At 68.8% G+C, this 15,276-nt stretch carries 13 protein-coding genes; 9 read left to right on the top strand and 4 right to left on the bottom strand.

Going from position 1 to position 15,276, the window contains the following annotated elements:
* Positions 1-8 precede the first annotated feature (8 nt).
* Positions 9-2,405, bottom strand: coding sequence for a hypothetical protein (locus PV646_RS05980; RefSeq protein ID WP_500340465.1), 2,397 nt, complete (start codon positions 2,403-2,405; stop codon positions 9-11).
* Between the two features lie 98 nt (positions 2,406-2,503).
* Here PV646_RS05980 and ahcY point away from each other — a divergent pair, with 98 nt between their 5' ends.
* Both ahcY and PV646_RS05970 read left to right on the top strand, forming a co-directional pair.
* Positions 2,504-3,967 carry an adenosylhomocysteinase gene (gene ahcY, locus PV646_RS05975; RefSeq protein WP_500340463.1) on the top strand — a complete coding sequence of 488 codons (1,464 nt, stop codon included), beginning with the start codon at positions 2,504-2,506 and terminating at the stop codon, positions 3,965-3,967.
* A gap of 59 nt (positions 3,968-4,026) precedes the next feature.
* Complete coding sequence (locus PV646_RS05970) at positions 4,027-4,491, top strand: hypothetical protein (protein ID WP_500340462.1); 465 nt, start codon at positions 4,027-4,029, stop codon at positions 4,489-4,491.
* Here PV646_RS05970 and PV646_RS05965 read toward each other — a convergent pair.
* Both PV646_RS05965 and PV646_RS05960 read right to left on the bottom strand, forming a co-directional pair.
* Positions 4,481-4,648 (bottom strand): DUF397 domain-containing protein, encoded by a 168-nt coding sequence (locus PV646_RS05965; RefSeq protein WP_500340461.1) that lies wholly within the window; start codon positions 4,646-4,648, stop codon positions 4,481-4,483. The two genes, PV646_RS05970 and PV646_RS05965, sit on opposite strands and share 11 nt — an antisense overlap.
* On the bottom strand, positions 4,623-5,510 hold the full coding sequence (locus PV646_RS05960) for a DUF5753 domain-containing protein (RefSeq protein WP_500342280.1): 888 nt from the start codon (positions 5,508-5,510) through the stop codon (positions 4,623-4,625). Before PV646_RS05960 ends, PV646_RS05965 begins: the two co-directional genes overlap by 26 nt.
* Positions 5,511-5,535: 25 nt before the next feature.
* On the opposite strand from PV646_RS05960, the gene PV646_RS05955 reads away from it, so the two are divergent.
* Complete coding sequence (locus PV646_RS05955; protein WP_500340460.1) at positions 5,536-5,871, top strand: hypothetical protein; 336 nt, start codon at positions 5,536-5,538, stop codon at positions 5,869-5,871.
* A 21-nt stretch (positions 5,872-5,892) separates the two neighbouring features.
* On the top strand, positions 5,893-7,935 hold the full coding sequence (locus PV646_RS05950; protein WP_500340459.1) for a TerD family protein: 2,043 nt from the start codon (positions 5,893-5,895) through the stop codon (positions 7,933-7,935).
* 196 nt (positions 7,936-8,131) lie between these two features.
* On the opposite strand, the gene PV646_RS05945 is transcribed toward PV646_RS05950, so the two are convergent.
* Entirely contained in the window at positions 8,132-9,100 is a 969-nt protein-coding gene (locus tag PV646_RS05945; protein WP_500340458.1) for a helix-turn-helix domain-containing protein, read from the bottom strand.
* 154 nt (positions 9,101-9,254) lie between these two features.
* Between PV646_RS05945 and PV646_RS05940 the strand changes: the two genes are divergently transcribed.
* The 5 genes from PV646_RS05940 (at position 9,255) to PV646_RS05920 (ending at position 15,191) form a co-directional block, all read left to right on the top strand.
* Positions 9,255-9,899, top strand: coding sequence for a dTMP kinase (locus PV646_RS05940; RefSeq protein WP_500340457.1), 645 nt, complete (start codon positions 9,255-9,257; stop codon positions 9,897-9,899).
* Positions 9,900-9,975: 76 nt separating this feature from the next.
* On the top strand, positions 9,976-10,806 hold the full coding sequence (locus PV646_RS05935) for an SAM-dependent methyltransferase (protein ID WP_500340456.1): 831 nt from the start codon (positions 9,976-9,978) through the stop codon (positions 10,804-10,806).
* Between the two features lie 185 nt (positions 10,807-10,991).
* On the top strand, positions 10,992-11,669 hold the full coding sequence (mtrA, locus tag PV646_RS05930) for an MtrAB system response regulator MtrA (RefSeq protein WP_030471262.1): 678 nt from the start codon (positions 10,992-10,994) through the stop codon (positions 11,667-11,669).
* Positions 11,670-11,679: 10 nt separating this feature from the next.
* A complete protein-coding gene (gene mtrB, locus PV646_RS05925; RefSeq protein ID WP_500340455.1) occupies positions 11,680-13,458 on the top strand; it encodes an MtrAB system histidine kinase MtrB in 1,779 nt (592 codons plus the stop codon).
* Positions 13,455-15,191, top strand: a complete 1,737-nt coding sequence (locus PV646_RS05920; RefSeq protein WP_500340453.1) for an LpqB family beta-propeller domain-containing protein — start codon at positions 13,455-13,457, stop codon at positions 15,189-15,191. Before mtrB ends, PV646_RS05920 begins: the two co-directional genes overlap by 4 nt.
* The last annotated feature ends 85 nt before the right edge of the window (positions 15,192-15,276 follow it).

Raw genomic sequence — 15,276 nt, 5'->3', positions numbered from 1 at the left:
TAGGGACCTCAAAGAGCGTCGCGCGACCGCATTTCCGGCTTCCGCGCGAACGGCAGCGGGGTCGACTCCGGCGCGTCCACCCGCACCAGCCCCGCCGCGATCGCCACCGCCCGATCCCACTCCGGATCCGACGTGTAGTCCGAGTGCGCAGACACCCCCGACCGCCACCGCCGCCCCGGGAACGGTCCCCGCTGCGGGTCCGGCAGCCAGTGGTCGCCACCCAGCACCAACGCACCGGTCGGCCCGCGCAGCGCAGGCGCCAGCGCGCCCTCCGAGCCGTCCTCCCGGTAGCCGACGCCGAGCAACATGCCGTCGAACACCTGCCGCCGCCACGTCATCACCGCGCCGCCCAACGGGTCCGTGCCCCGGCACAGCGCGCGCCAGCGTCCGTCCAGGCCGCCGGCCAGCCTGGCCAGCGACGCGTGCGGCACCACGGCCGGGAACGCCCGCGGGTAGGCCCACTGCAGCTGCGAACCGGCCGTCACCAGCCCGATCCGTTCGCGGTCGTGCGCGGGCAGGTCCTCCAGCAGCCGGGCCGCGGCCACCGCGACCAGCAGGGAGCCCTGCGAGTGTCCACAGAGGACGACGCGGGTGCCGGGGTCGCGCAGGTGGTCCTCGACTCGGGCGACGAGCTCCGGCACGACCTTCAGCGCGTAGCAGGGCGGCACGATCGGATGCGCCTCGCGCGGCCAGAACTGCGCGATGTCCGCGATGATCCCGAGCCGCCGGCCCGACTCCGGCTGGCGCGCGGCCAGGTACACGGCGCGCAGCAGTGAGACGGCCAGCAAGCCCAGCACGAACACGCCGAAAGCCGAGAACGGATACGTCCACGACGCCAGCGGCACGTTCTGCAACCGCAGCAGAGAAGCCAGCACGGCACCGAACACCAGCACGGACGCCACGATCATGATCATGTGGTGGCCGTGATTGCGTTCCCAGCGCGCCCACCACCACGCCCGCGTGGCGGTGCGGAGGTCGCGCATCCGGCCTGAGTGCAGGAGCGAGGCCTCACGCGCCCACACCTTGCCCTTGCGGAACGCCCGCCACCGCACGGCGCCGGTGAACGACGCCACCGCGAGCGTGCTCAGCAGTGCCAGCACACCGGCCACACCCCACAGCAGGGTGATGTAGTCGTAGCCGACCGGCAGGTGCAGTTCCGAGCCCAGCGCCTTGCGCACCGGCAACGCCACCCCGGCGCCGAACCCGCCGCCGAGCAGTCCGCCGATCGCCAGCACGGGCGCCGCGAACCAGCCACCGGCCCACGGCCGCAGCTCACGCGGCAACGAACGCCACGTCTTGCGGGCCATCAGCGCCGCCGGAACCAGCATCAGCCCGAACAGGAACAGCACGAACGCCATCAGCAACGCCACGACCTGCACGGTCACGTCCGCACCGGGCACCCGCAACGGCACCTGCTCCTGCAGTCCGAGCGTCGTCAGCACCAGAAGCAGCGAGAACACGATCAGCAGCCGCCGCGGCTTGCGCCCCAACGCCGCACGCAACCACCGTCCGCCGCGATGAGGCGCACCGCCCGTGGGATCGTCCAGCAGCAGCACGCCGAGCACCGACAACCCGATGAGCACCAGCGAGACGATCCACGCGACCGTGATCGCGACGCCCATCCCGCCGGTGGCCGTGAGCTGCTTCAACGGCCCGCCGAGCGCGATCAGCGCCGCCACCGCCAGCGCCGCCACGACGTGCAGCGACCGCAGCGCGGGCGTGTCCGGGTCCGTCGCGACGTGCGCGCCGGGCAGTCCGGACGCGGGCTTCTTCTCCTGCTCCTCCGCTTCGGCGATCTCCTTGCGCTCGATCCGCCACTCGACGTGCGAGACCCGGCGCATCACCGCGATCACCACGAGGATCGGCAGCAGCCCCAGGAAGGTCCGAAACCAGGGAAAAGCACGTACATCGGCCGGAATACCGGTCAGACACGCGGTACCGGGACGCAGGCACTGGGCCGCGAGCAGGTCCAGGCTCACCACGGAGATCTGCGCGATCAGCAACGCCGTCAGCAGCAGGGCGAAGACCCGCAGCAACGACCGCAGGCCGATGCCGAGCAGGTGGGCGGGCAGGTTCCGCTCGGGAACGGGCGGGAGCATCCAGTGCGCGACGTTCGCGATGCTGAAGGGGAAGAGCAGCGCCCAGGTGGCCTTGGCCACACCTCCGGACGTCATTCCGCCCCACAGATACCCCTCGACCACGCGGGGAATGGGCCGGCCGTCGGTCTGCAATACTGGTCCAGGCGCGGGCCTGCGGAGTCTGTCCGCCGGTCGCACGATGCGCCCGAGACCATCTCCCGCAACGTCCACGGCCGCAACGGCGTCGACCAACGTCTGCGGCGTTGTTCCTTGAACGCCGTGCACGCGCAGCTCGACGACACGTGTGTCCGGGCCGGCAATCAACACCCGAGACCTCCCTCACCTGACGTGGGGGACATAGTGGTGCATCAGCGGGCGGTATGGTCGGACGACACCCTCGTTGAAGTGCCCTGGAGGACTTCGTAATGACCTCGGACCGGTTGCAGACCCGCAACGGCATCGACTTCGCAGTGGCCGACCTGTCGCTCCACGAGTTCGGTCGCAAGGAGATCCGTCTGGCCGAGCACGAGATGCCCGGCCTCATGGCGTTCCGCCGCGAGTACTCCGGGGCGTACCCCCTCAAGGGCGCTCGCGTCTCCGGCTCGCTGCACATGACGATCCAGACGGCCGTCCTGATCGAGACCCTGGTTGACCTGGGCGCCGAGGTGCGCTGGGCCTCCTGCAACATCTTCTCGACCCAGGACCACGCGGCGGCTGCCGTCGTCGTCGGCCCCCACGGCACGGAGGAGGAGCCCAAGGGCATCCCCTGCTTCGCGTGGAAGGGCGAGACCCTGCCGGAGTACTGGTGGACGGCCGAGCAGATGCTCACCTGGCCGGACGGCAAGGGCCCGAACATGATCCTGGACGACGGTGGCGACGCCACCCTGCTCGTCCACAAGGGCGTCCAGTACGAGGCGGCGGGCGTCGTCCCGGCAGCGTCGGAAGACGACTCGGAAGAGTGGACGATCATCCTGGACACCCTGCGCAACTCGCTCGCGCAGGACGCCAAGAAGTGGACGAACATCGCCGAGGACATCCGCGGCGTCACCGAGGAGACCACGACGGGCGTCATGCGCCTGTACCAGCTGGCCGCCGCCGGTGAGCTGCTCTTCCCGGCCATCAACGTCAACGACGCCGTGACGAAGTCGAAGTTCGACAACCGCTACGGCATCCGCCACTCGCTGGTCGACGGCCTCAACCGCGGCACCGACGTCCTGATCGGCGGCAAGGTCGCGGTCGTCTGCGGCTACGGCGACGTCGGCAAGGGCTCCGCGGAGTCGCTGCGCGCCCAGGGCGCCCGCGTCATCGTCACCGAGATCGACCCGATCTGCGCCCTGCAGGCAGCCATGGACGGCTACCAGGTCGCGCAGCTCGAGTCGGTCATCTCGATCGCGGACATCGTGATCACGACGACGGGCAACAAGGACGTCGTCACCGTCGAGCACATGTCCCAGATGAAGCACCAGGCGATCCTGGGCAACGTCGGCCACTTCGACAACGAGCTCGACATGGCCGGCCTGCAGCGCTACCCGGGCATCCGCAAGAACAACATCAAGCCGCAGGTCGACGAGTGGGTCTTCCCGACCGGCCGCACGATCATCGTGCTGTCCGAGGGTCGCCTGATGAACCTGGGCAACGCGACCGGCCACCCGTCGTTCGTCATGTCGAACTCCTTCTCGAACCAGGTGATCGCTCAGATCGAGCTGTTCACCAAGTTCAAGGAGTACGACAACGAGGTCTACCGCCTGCCCAAGGTGCTGGACGAGAAGGTCGCGCGCATCCACCTGGAGGCGCTGGGCGGCGAGCTGACCAAGCTCACCAAGGACCAGGCCGAGTACATCGACGTCGACGTCGAGGGCCCGTTCAAGCCCGAGCACTACCGCTACTGATCTGCCTTGGACAGGGGGCCTCTCGCGCACTGCGAGAGGCCCCCTGTTTTCATGTCGGCGTGGGATTCTTCGGTACCTATGCCTACGAGCACGGTGAGTGGAAGACGCTGTCCGAGGGCGAACTACCGCCCCTCGCGGAGCCGTCGCTGTGGATCGACGTCCACGACAGCGACATCACCTCGGTCGTCTACACCCCCGCCGGACCTGGTTCCGGCGTCGCCTACCTTGGCCTGACGCCGCGCACCTACTTCGAGAACCCCAACGCGTCCGACCCGACGGACACCCTGCGCGAGGCCGCCGGGCTGGCCGCGTGGTGGGGGCTGCTCAACCCCGACGGGGACGTGCCGGCCAAGCAGGCGGAGTTGCTCGCCTTCCTGGCCGAGGACGAGGACCCCGAGGCGTTCGAGTGGGACGAGTCGGAGGACGTCGACGAGATCGACGACGGTGAGGTGTTCGTCGAGGTCAAGACTCGGCGGTTCCTGGCGGCGCTGGGGTTGCCGGTGCCGACCGAACTCAGCGGGTGAACGCCCGCCAGGCCTCGACGCTGAACTCCAGCTCGGGGCCTGCGGTGTTCTTGGAATCGCGAACGCGCACGGCCTGGGCGAACGCCACCTCGACGCAGTTGCTCCCGTCGGTGCCACCGCTGTAGCTGCTCTTACGCCAGGTGCAGTTTCCGGCCACTGAGGTCCTCCCGCGATCGGCTGGCGAGATCCGCCACCATCGACCGCGATTGTTCCTCATCGAGTGCGAGCGCATCCAGGCGCGCGAAGATCATCTTGCAGTGCTTGATCCCCGCCAGGTCCTGGACGAACACCTGCGCGAGATCCGATTCCGTGTAGGCCGTGCTGGCGCGCTTCTCCCACTCCCACAGCACGTAGTTGGCCGAGAAGAGCCCCGCCATACCGACCGACGCCGGCACGATCCGGATGACATGCGTGTGGAAGAGCAGTCGCATGAGCTGGTCCTCCATGATCGCGTCGTCGCCGATTTTGAACCGCAGTGCGTGCTCGTGGATGTAGAAGGTGCAGTGCGGGCGGTTGTGCCGCCGGAGGATGGCCTGCCGCTCTACGCGGAAGCGGACGTTCCTCTCGATCACGTCAGCGGCGGCGAGGCGTGCCTCGAACAGCGCGGCCGCGTACTCCTCCGTCTGCAGCAGGCCGGGGATGGATGTCAGGTCGTAGCTGGTGATCTTGTCCGCCGTCGACTCGGCCATCGACATCGTGCGCAGGTTGTCGGGTACCTGGACGAAATAGGGGTTGAAGGCCGACCGGTACCTGTTCAGGAAGTCTTCGATGAAGAACTGGGGACGGCCGCACCGCCCCAGGTACTGGATGATGTCGATCTCGGTGGCCCGGACCTTGCCGTGCTCGATGTTGGAGACTTTTCCCGGATCCCAGCCGAGCATCTTGGCTATCTTCCTGGCGCGGAAGGTAGTCCACTGCTCGCGAATCTGGCGCAGCTCATCGCCCAGGTCACGGCTGTACGGGGTGGATGGATCGCCGTTCATGGAAATCGACGTTAGGCGATGGAGGGAAAACAACATCGTGCCCAAACGGGTGGAATTGGGAATGTCCAGAGTGCCTCACGACGTCGTGCACGAGGACGTGTTCGTGCCGCTGATCGACGGCACCCCGCTCACCGACTGGTTCGAGGCCTTCAGCGGTGTGCGCCGGGAGGATCTGCAACCCAGGCCGTTCCAGCCCGGCAAGGCGCGGCTCGTGCTCGGCTGCGATTGCGGCATCGCGGCGTGCGGCCCCTTGGTCGCGGACATCACCGCCGAGGGCGACACGATCGTCTGGAGCAGGTTCCGGCGGCCACAGCGCAACGGGCACGAGTACGAGGACGTCGGGCCGTTCGTGTTCGGCCGTGCGCAGTACGACGAAGTGCTGCTGGAACTCGGTTGACGTGCGGGTTTTACTGGCGTGGTGCGGACGACCATCATCAAGAAGACCCTGCGCGTGCCCACTTCGGACGGTGCGCCGGGCGACGGTGCCGCGATCGCGCGCCAGTTGGACGCCGCGCTCATCAGATCGGGCTTCAAGGCTGGCCGTGACCTGCTGGAACACGTGGGCGCCCTCGCCGATGCCGAGGAGTTCGCCGCGGAGGTCGTGCGCGCGGTCAAGGAGCTGATCGGCGCGCGCGGGCAGCACAACCCGTACTTCAAGGAGTTCCCGCACAACGTGCCGGACACCCTCACGTTCTGGTGGGAGTGCGTCCGGGACGCGCTGGAGCAGGGCGTCGAGCCCACGAACAACCTCCTCGACCTGCCCAAGTACGGCCGGGTCCAGCACTCGTACGAGGAGATGCTGCGTGCGCACGACGAGCTGATCCCGTCGTTGAAGGACCGCGTCACCGTCGTGCATCTCGGTGGCGCGCTGGAAGAAGAGGTCCAGCGGTTGTTCGAGGAGCTCGCGACGAGCCCGATCCCGCTGGCGGAGAACGACAGGGCGTTGCTCGGCGAACTGGCCGTGCTCGGTGACGACAGCGCGTTCGACGTGCCGGTGAGGGAGAACCGCGCGATCCTCAACGCCGCGCGGCTCGTCGCGCAGCGGCCGCTCAAGGACATCGACACCGTCACCGACGTGCTGCGTCTTGCGGCGGAGGCGTCCGGGGGAGACGTGACGCTCGAGGAGCCGACGCGGTTCCGGTCGTTCCGCCGGCCTGAGCGCCGGGCGTTGCTGGGGGCGTTGAACGAGGTCGCGGAGAGCAAGCTCGGGGACGTCGGTCAGCACCGGGAGGCGTGGAAGCGGCTCGGTGAACGGTTGCACCCGCACGAGCACCCGTTCGAGCGGGCGCAGGACGTGTTCGCGGTGGCGCGCAAGGAGAAGATCGCGCGGTCGTTCGCCGGGCAGGTCGAGCTGGCGTTCGCGGAGGGCGACGTCGAGCGCGCGACGAACGTCCTCGCCAAGGCGCCGGGAATGTTGTTGCGGCAGCTGGACAGGCTTCTGCGCAACGGTGCGACGAACCTCGCCGCGCACGTCGAGACGGCTGTGCCCGAGGTGTCGAGTCGCGTCCTCATCTCGGTGCTGGAGCACCTCTCCAACCGCACGACGCCGGACACCGCGCGCGTCTTCGCCACCCGTGCCCGCAGGGTGTGGATCGCTGACGACGACCGCGCGCCGCTGGAGCCCGAGGCCGTCGCGGCGATCGTCGAGGTGGTCGAGAACGAGCTGGTCCGCAGGCTGCCGGAGTACTCCGAGCTGGTCGTGGACGACGAGGTGCTCGACGTCGTCGTGCCGGTGTCCGGGACCGAGGAGGGCTTCGGTGTGCTCCCGCGCGGGTCGAGGCTCACGTTCGAGGGCGACGTCCTGCGGTTCTTCGTGCACTGGCGGCAGCAGGCCAAGCGGACCGACTACGACCTGTCCGCGGTCTTGCTGGACGAGAACTTCGCGTACAAGGGGCAGGTTTCCTGGACTCGGCTGAAAGGGGAGGGCGCCTTCCACTCGGGTGACGTCACGGACGCCTCGGACGGGGCGACCGAGTTCGTCGACGTGCACCGGTTCGCGACGAAGGCCAAGTACGTGGTGCCGCAGGTGAACGTGTACTCGGGCGAGGGGTTCGACGAGGTCGCCGAGTCGATGTTCGGGTTCATGAGCCGTGACCTCGACCAGATGGGCAAGCCGTTCGAGCCCAGTACCGTGCGGGCGCGCTCTTCCATGCGCGGCAAGGGAAAGGTCGCGCTGCCGGTGATGTTCGAACGGGAGGGTGACGCCTGGTTCGGCACCTGGCTGCACCTGTACCTGCGCGGTTCGGCGTGGGGCAACCGCGTCGAGGAGAACCGCGACATCGTGAAGTTGATCGCCGCGGCCGCGTTGCGGCGCAAGTACTTCACCGTGGCCAGGGTGCGGGATCTGTTCGCGCGCAAGGAGTCCACAAAGGATGCTCCGGCGATCCGCATCGGACTCGCGCAGGACGAGAGCGGAACCGTGACCACCGTGCCGGAACTCGGGAAACTGCTGTCGGACTGACCCGCATCGCTGCTAACGTGGGGATCGCGAGGCCATGAGAGGGCTTCCTTCTAACTCCGGAACCGGAATGCTCTTCGGAGCGCCGGTCTTCAGCCCTCTCGCTTTCCTCGCCCTCACTCAGGGGACGTGTGTCCGCAGACTGCGCGGACCGCGTCGCTCGTCGTCACTTCTGGGGACGCCCCAGACCCCGAGGCTTCTAGGTCCACTCGACGGCGATGCCCGCGATGCCCGGCCCGACGTCGCCGAAGTAGGCGCTGACGACGCCGCCGAGCCCGCACACCAACTCGTCGACGTCGACCGGCGTCGCGTCGGCCGAGGCCAGGAACTGCTTCATGCACCGCGCGGGCATCGCCCGCCGGTGGAACGAGAGCTGCACGAGGTACGAGCCGCAGGTGTCGCGGAACGTCCGGTGGTGGCCGGGAGTCGCGTTGCCGGTGTCGTCGACGATCGTGAAGCTGAAGACGTGCTCCTCGCCCGCCGCGAGCCGCCGGTCGAACAGCATCTCCACGGCGAGGTTGCGGGAAGCGCTTTCCCGGCGCAGACGCCCCTGCCGGCAGCCTTCGCCGGCTCTCACCATCGCGTTCTCGATCAACGAGCCGTCGTCGCCGCGGTGCGTCGCCAGGTACCTGTCCGGCCCCTGCCGTGTCGCGCGCACGACCAGTCGTGTGGTGATGGAGCGTTGCTCGCGGTGCATGCCCAACTGGACGGTGTCGTGCACCGAGAGCACTTCGAGATCGGCGTTGCCCCGCGCGGCCTCTGGTACGGAGTCGAACGTCGCGAGCAGTGGCGCCTGCTCCGGCCAGGTCGCGACCGGGCGAGGTGCGTAGCTGTTCGCGTTGCGCGGGCCGATGAGGTCCAACAAGGACGACGGCGGTAGGCGCAGCACGGTCTCCAGCGCGCGCACCGTGCTGATGGCCCGCGGCACCTCGGGATGGCGCAGACCTCGTTGCCAGTACGAGAGCGTCGACTGGCCCACTTGGACACCCAGTTGCTCGAGATGTGCGCGCAGCCGTGCGAGCGAGAGGCCCCGGTGGGCGATCGCCTCGCGCAATGCGCGGTGGAACGGCCCGTAGCGCAGCGTCTCGGCGAGAGGGGTCGGCAGACCCCCGGTCGGGAGCCCGATCGGTTCGTCGACCGACCCGGCGTGCCCGGAATCCGCGGCCACCGCGGCACCTACCCTTCACACGCGCCGTGTGACTGTTCACCGTAGTCACTCGTTCTGGTGATCGAAAGATCGGATTTCGCCCGTGTGGGGGACCTCCTGCCTCCGTGTGAGTGGCCGGACCCGGTCCCGTCGGGGCTCCCGTTAGGGTTTTCGCGTGGGAAAGCTCGTAGTGATCGAAGGTCTGGACGGGGCCGGCAAGCGCACGCTCGCCAACGGCCTGACCGAGGCGTTGGCCTCCCAGGGCAGGACCGTGGCCAGTCACGCGTTCCCGCGGTACGGCATCAGCGTGCACGCTGACCTGGTCCGCGACGGCCTCTACGGCAGGCTCGGCGACCTCAGCGACTCGGTCTACGGGATGGCCGTCCTCTACGCGCTCGACCGGCGCGGCGCGGCCGACGAGATCCGCAAGGACCTCGAGGAGCACGACGTGGTCCTGCTCGACCGGTACGTGGCGTCGAGTGCCGCGTACAGCGCCGCGCGGCTGCACCAGGACGAGCACGGCGAGTTCGTGCGGTGGGTGCACGAGTTGGAGATCGAACGCTTCGGGCTGCCCGTTCCCGATCTTCACCTGCTGCTGCGCGTCCCCGTCGAGGTCGCGGCGGAGCGTGCGGCCAAGCGCGAGCAGGCCGATGAGTCTCGTGCCCGAGACATTTATGAATCCGATGGCTCGCTGCAGGCCAGATGCGGTGTCGTTTACGACGGATTGGCGAACGTCGGCTGGCTCGCGCCGTGGCAAGTGGTCGACGGGCGGTCAAACGTGAACTTTCATTCGCTTCTGGAACCGCTCTTCACTCCTTGAGTGGTCGCTCACGTGCGTACCGATTGACACGATCGAGTGTCCGGTTTGTCACTGTGAGTGAATAGGAGATCTCGATTTGAAGCGTGTTCTGCAGCGCCCCCCGGTCGGTGTCGCCCGTACGGCGGTGCTGATCGCTGCCGCCCGCGCCAACGAGCAAGGTCATCTCCGCCGCCTCTTCGACGACCCGCTCGCCGCAGGACTCGTGGAGGCCGCCGGCTCCGCGAGTGACCTGAACGGTGTCCGCACCCTCGCGGGTGATCACTTCGTCCTGCGCACCCGCTACTTCGACGACGAACTCCTCGCCACGCCGCAACCCCAGGTCGTGATCATGGCGGCGGGCCTCGACACAAGAGCGTTCCGTCTCCAGTGGCCGCCGGGCACGAAGCTCTTCGAACTCGACTTACCCGAGTTGCTGGAGTTCAAGGAAGACGCCCTGCGCGACCAGCACGCGCACTCCACGTGTGACCGCGTCGTCGTCCCGGCCGACCTGCGCGACGACTGGGCGACAGCGCTGATACGCGCTGGTTTCGACCCGAAGAGGCCCACGGCGTGGTTGCTGGAGGGCCTCTTCATGTTCCTGCCGCCGGACGCGGGTGAGCAGGTCCTCTACTGGGTGAGCGCGCTGTCCGCCCCCGGCAGCACGCTCGCGCTCGAACACGTCAACCGCGCCTTCCGCGAGTTGCCGCAGATGAAGCCCGTGCACCAGCGGTTCGACGCGCTGGACGCCCGCTGGCAGTCCGACGTGGAGGACCCGGTCGAGTGGCTCGCCGGCTACGGCTGGGACGCCGCCGTGACGCATCAGGTCGACCTGGCCGCGCGGCACGACCGGGCGGTCCCGGCGATCACCGACCCGCGGAAAGTGGGTGACGCGCGCATCTGGCTGGCCTCGGCCGTTCGCACGGCATGAGAGCACCTGGTAACGAAAGGTGATCCTCGCGCGGATACTCCCGCGACGAGCAGGTCAAACGGGGCGGGGTGGGGTACGTGGAACGACAGTTCCGGCCGGTTACCGAACGAGCGCACATCGCCACCAGCAGCAACGGAGCGTGGGCGGTGCGCGAACGCGCGACCGGCAGTGCAACGATGTTGGGTATGAAGGCACGCGTGCTCGTCGTCGATGACGACCCCGCCCTGGCGGAGATGCTGACGATCGTGTTGCGCGGGGAGGGCTTCGACACCGCGGTGGTCGCCGACGGTGCCCGTGCCCTGCCCGCGTTGCGCGAGCTCAAGCCCGACCTCGTGCTGCTCGACCTGATGTTGCCGGGGATGAACGGCATCGACGTCTGCAAGGCGATCAGGTCCGAGTCGGGCGTGCCGATCGTGATGCTCACAGCGAAGAGCGACACGGTCGACGTGGTGCTGGGCCTCGAGTCCGGCGCGGACGACTACGTCGTCAAGCCGTTCAAGCCCAAGGAGCTCGTCGCTCGGATCCGGGCGCGCCTGCGGCGCACCGAGGCCGAGCCGTCCGAGGTGCTGCAGATCGGCGATCTGACGATCGACGTCCCCGGCCACGAGGTGCTGCGCGAGGGCAGGCCGATCCAGCTCACGCCGCTGGAGTTCGACCTCCTCGTCGCGCTGGCCCGCAAGCCGCGCCAGGTGTTCACCCGCGAGGTGCTGCTCGAGCAGGTGTGGGGCTACCGCCACGCCGCCGACACGCGCCTGGTGAACGTCCACGTGCAGCGGCTGCGTTCCAAGGTCGAACGGGACCCGGAACACCCCGAGGTGGTGTTGACTGTCCGCGGTGTCGGGTACAAGGCCGGCCCTCCGTGACAGGTGGCATATGAAGTTCGTACGGCCGGCCATCGCGAAGGCGCAGTTCCTCGTAGAGGAAGCGCGTAAGCGATGGTCCGCGTTTGGTGACCTCTGGCGTCGCTCGCTGCAGTTGCGCGTCGTCGTGTCCACGCTCGCGCTCTCGTCGGCCGTGGTGTTCGTGCTGGGCATGGTCCTGCAGATGCAGATCACCAACCAGCTGCTGAGCACCAAGGACGAGGCCGCGGTGCGGCAGGCGCTGGCCTCGCGCAACCTGATCCAGTCCGACCTGGTCGGTCTGAATCCCGGCCCGGACAGCGTGCAGACGCGGTTCACCAGCGCGATCAACAAGCTCGCCGTCGGTGGCACCGGTACGGACGCCACCACGGCGGGCGCCGGCGCGTTCGAACCGGTGCTGGCCGACGGGCAGAGCTCGGCCGGCGTCGGGCGGGTGCCGTCCGTCGGCAAGCTCGAGGACGTGCCGCGCGGCCTGCGCGAGATGGTCGAGGACGGCGGTTCCGGCACCCAGATCCACACCGTGCAGCGCGACGGCGCGCAGACCACGTTGTTCGTCGTGGGGCTGCCGATCAGCACGTCCGCGCGCTCGATGCAGCTGTACCTGATCTTCCCGCTGACCGCCGAGCAGCGCACGGCCGAGGTCGTGCAGTCGACCCTGGCCGTCGGCGGCGTCGTGCTCCTGGTCCTGCTGGCGCTCATCGCGAACCTGGTGACGCGCCAGGTGGTGCGCCCGGTGCGGCAGGCCGCCGAGGTCGCGGAGCGGTTCGCGGACGGCACCCTGCACGAACGCATGCACGTCGTCGGTGAGGACGACGTGGCGCGTCTGGCCGAGTCGTTCAACGAGATGGCCGAGTCGATCCAGGCGCAGTTCAAGCAGCTGGAGGAGTTCGGCCAGCTGCAGCGCCGGTTCACCTCCGACGTCTCGCACGAGCTGCGCACCCCGTTGACGACGGTGCGCATGGCCGCGGACGTCCTGCACGCCTCGCGTGAACAGTTCCCCGCCGGGCTCGCCCGCTCCACCGAGCTGCTGGTGGACGAACTCGACAGGTTCGAGTCGCTGCTGGGCGACCTGCTGGAGATCTCCCGCCTCGACGCCGGTGTCGAGGAGCTGACCGCGGACCAGGTCGACATCCGCGTGCTGGCCCGCCGGGCGCACGACTCGGTGCGCGCGATCTCGACGAGCGCGAACTCCCCGGTGGTGCTGGACCTGCCCGACTCCGAACTCGTCGCCGAACTCGATTCCCGCCGTGTGGAACGGATTCTGCGCAACCTGCTCGCGAACGCCATCGACCACGGCGAGGGCCAGCCGGTCGAACTCACCATGCACGGCAACGACGACGCCGTCGCGATCACCGTGCGGGACCACGGCGTCGGCCTGCGCCAGGGCGAGGCCGACCTGGTGTTCAGCCGCTTCTGGCGCGCCGACCCGTCGCGCAACCGCCGCACCGGCGGCACCGGCCTCGGTCTCTCCATCTCGCTGGAGGACGCGCGGCTGCACGGCGGCTGGCTGGAGGCGTGGGGCGAGCCCGGCCACGGTGCCGTGTTCCGCCTGACGTTGCCGCGCAGGCACGGCGAGGAACTGCGCGAGAGCCCGTTGCCGCTGGCGCCCGCGATCGAGCTCGAACCGGTGATCGTGGTCGAGGAGCCGATCGTCGAGGAGGAGCCCGGCGAGATCGAGCTGCGGCCGGAGGAGATCACCTGGCAGCCCGCGGAACCCGTGGACGGGACTCCCGCGGTGTCGGAGTCGAGGTCGAAGTCGAAGTCGGACGAGGTTTCGGAGGAAGTGCGGTGAAACGGCTGGCGTTGCTGGTGCTCGTGCTCGTCACCCTGGCCGGGTGCGCCGCGATCCCGACGAACACCCAGCCGAAACCGATCGGGTCGAAGGACAACAAGGCGTCCAGCACCCTCACCGCGCCGGAACCGCGGCAGAACATCGACCCGTTCATGCTCGTGCGCGACTTCATCGACGCGACCTCGAACCCGGACAACAACTACGCGGCAGCCCGTGCGTTCATGACCGAGGACGCCAGCCGCAAGTGGGACACCAAGAACCCCACGATCATCGAGTCCGGCTTCTCGACCGTGCCGACCTCGCAGGCACCGCTGGAGAAGACGCAGACCGTGCTGCTGCAAGGCAAGTACGTCGGCAGGCTCGGCAGCGACAACGCGTTCGCCCCGCAGCTCGGCGACTTCCAGCGGCCGGTGAAGGTCGAGCGCAACAGCGAGAACCAGTGGCGGATCTCCGAACCGCCCCCCGGCATCTACATGCCGCAGAACCTGTTCAACACGACGTACCGCCGCGTGACGTTGTACTTCTACAACCCCGAGTTCACCGTCCTGGTGCCCGACCCGCGCTACGTCGTGATCCCGCCGGCGACCTCGATCCCGACGCGCGTGACCGAGCTGCTGATCGCGGGCCCCGGCGACGCCGTCCGCGACACCTTGGTGAGCGCTCTGGGCCCGGACACGGACAAGTTCTCGGACACCCTCGAATCCGACGACGGCGCCCTCGAGGTGAACCTCACCAACGTCGGCAAGGACCTGACCCCCGAGAAGCGCAAGCAGATCGTCGCGCAGGTCGTGAAGTCCCTGTCGGGTGTCACCTCGTCCCGCCTGCGAGTGCTCGTGGACGGCCAGCAGATCCTGCCGGACCAGCGCGACTACCGGCCGTCCGACGTGTCCGCGACCGCGGGCGAAGCGTTGCTGGCACTGAATGCGAACCTCCAGGGCATGATCGTGGCGGACGGTTCGGTCCGCTCGCTGACGGACGGCACCCCCATCAAGGGCCCCGCGGGCAACGGCGCCTACAACGCCGTCTCGGCGGCCCAGTCCCTGGACGGCGCGAGACTCGCCGTGGTCTCCCGGGCGGGCGGCTCGATGCGGCTGCGAGTGGGCGAGCTGGAATCGGACCTGTCCGAAGTGGACCTGAACGCCACCACGCTCACCAGACCGACCTGGCTGCTCTCCAGCGGTCCGAAGGAACCGGCCACCGAGGTCTGGACGACGGCCAACGGCACCCAGGTGGCCAGGGTGACCCGCTCCGACAACGGCAGCTGGACCGCCAAGGGCGTGAACATCACCGACCTGCTGGCGTTCGGCTCGATCAGCGAACTGCGCCTCTCGCGCGACGGCACCCGTGCCGCCCTGGTGATCGCCGGCAAGCTCTACATCGCCTCGGTGGTGCGCAACAACCAGGACGTGTCCCTGCGCTCCCCGCGGCAGCTGCAACCGTCGACCCTGGGCTCGTCCGTGCAGTCCATCGACTGGCTCTCGCAGGACGTGCTGGTGGTCTCCTCCTCCCTGCCTTCGTGGCCTGTCACCAGGGTCTACACGGACGGCTACAAGATGGACCGCTACAGCCAGTCGAACCTGACCGTGCCGGTCGGGTCGGTGGCGGCCGCGGCGGCGCGTCAGGTGCAGGTGGTCGACCCGTCCGGGCTGTGGTCGGCTTCGGACATCACCGACGTGTGGCGGTCCAGCGGGATCCGGGTGCCGGCGGGTGCGCTGGTGTTCTACCCGGGCTGACCCCGCTTGCCGGTCTCGCCGGGAAGACGCCCCGATCGGTCTGGCCGGGCAGACGCGAATCGGGCAGACGGGCAGACGCGAATCG

It is taken from the genome of Streptomyces sp. ID05-26A (assembly GCF_033794685.1).
Lineage (GTDB): Bacteria > Actinomycetota > Actinomycetes > Mycobacteriales > Pseudonocardiaceae > Lentzea.
The sequence above is the reverse complement of the archived record's forward strand: the minus strand, read 5'-3'. Positions and strand labels throughout refer to the sequence as shown.

Bases quoted from the DNA above. Each gene is read 5' to 3' on its own strand.
- ahcY (WP_500340463.1), top strand. From the start codon at position 2,504: ATGACCTCGGACCGGTTGCAGACCCGCAACGGCATCGACTTCGCAGTG.
- PV646_RS05960 (WP_500342280.1), bottom strand. From the start codon at position 5,510: ATGTTGTTTTCCCTCCATCGCCTAACGTCGATTTCCATGAACGGCGAT.
- PV646_RS05955 (WP_500340460.1), top strand. From the start codon at position 5,536: ATGTCCAGAGTGCCTCACGACGTCGTGCACGAGGACGTGTTCGTGCCG.
- mtrA (WP_030471262.1), top strand. From the start codon at position 10,992: ATGAAGGCACGCGTGCTCGTCGTCGATGACGACCCCGCCCTGGCGGAG.
- mtrB (WP_500340455.1), top strand. From the start codon at position 11,680: ATGAAGTTCGTACGGCCGGCCATCGCGAAGGCGCAGTTCCTCGTAGAG.